We start from the raw sequence: 1,111 nt of genomic DNA on the forward strand, positions 1-1,111 counted from the left end.
TGCTCCGTTGAACGCCGACGCCGTCTGCGGATTGTATCGCTGATTTCAGGGGAATTGGACGCCGTCTGGCGATATGGGGCGTCTCAGGAACCTTGCACAGACGTTTCGAGACTTTGCCACGAACCACGTAGAAGAGCCAGACGTACCCGCCGCGCCGGATGGCGCGGACGGGTACGCCAAATCAACGAAAATCGCGCTCCTTCTGCTCAAGGAAGAAATTAACAAGCCACTCCGAAAGCTTGAGGACTATCTGAACGAGATGCCGGGAATTCTTGATGTATTCGACCTTGAGAAATCCCCTGATTACTCGTCGTTCAGCGTGTGGGACGGCGAATTTCCGATGCAAGAGTTGCGCCGCCTGCTCCGCCAGTCAGCGGAGCAGGCGGGGCTCTCGGGGACGGCGTCAATCGACGCAAGCGGCTTCCAGCGAGATCAGGCAAGCTCACACTACCGCAACCGTGTCGGCTACTCGTTCAACGCAATGAAGACAACGCTGCTCGTTGATACGGAGTCGCTTGCTATCATCGATGCCCATTTCACGACGAAGAAAGCCTATGACGGCCATATCGGACTGCAGGTCTTTCGGCGCAACGCCGAAGACCTGCAGGCACTGCTGGCCGACAAGATGTACTCGTGGAGCGATCTCCGGGAGGCTTGTCGTGACGCATCCACGCGACCAGTAATCAAACATTGTGAGCAAAACGCACTGAAGAAGGCTCACAACGCCAGAATTGACGATGATGTCTACAATCAGCGCTCAATGAGTGAGACCGTGTTTGCGATGCTGAAAGACGACGGCGACGAAATCCGCTCCCGGAGCTGGCATGGCCAGTTCCGGGAGCTTACGCGCAAGTGCATAGTGCATAACCTCGCGCAGGCGGCGAGTTAGGGCTCGCCGCCTGCGCCCTTTCTCCGGACGTATCCGGGAGAGGCATCGCCATCGTCCACTTCGTACTACTTGCGGTATGACATGAATCTGATGTTTGAATACCGAGAAGGAGACCTGAAATTGAATCGTCTGGTCTCAGATTATGCCGACAAAGGGTTGATACTGGCAGAAATCTGCATGTCAAAATTTCAATCACGCCGCTGTCTTGCGTTCAACAGTACA

1 protein-coding gene is annotated in these 1,111 nt (G+C 55.4%); it reads left to right on the forward strand.

Annotated elements, in window-relative coordinates; all coding sequences use genetic code 11:
- Positions 1-73: 73 nt before the first annotated feature.
- The gene (locus NDI54_RS21380) at positions 74-889 is read left to right on the forward strand and encodes an IS5 family transposase (protein ID WP_310898330.1); all 816 of its coding nucleotides are present in this window, start codon (positions 74-76) and stop codon (positions 887-889) included.
- Positions 890-1,111 lie beyond the last annotated feature (222 nt).

Origin of the sequence: Haloarcula terrestris (assembly GCF_031624315.1) — an archaeon.
In the GTDB taxonomy this organism is placed as follows: Archaea; Halobacteriota; Halobacteria; order Halobacteriales; family Haloarculaceae; genus Haloarcula; species Haloarcula terrestris.

Excerpts from the sequence above, each read along its gene's own strand:
- NDI54_RS21380 (WP_310898330.1), top strand. The coding sequence starts at position 74 with ATGGGGCGTCTCAGGAACCTTGCACAGACGTTTCGAGACTTTGCCACG.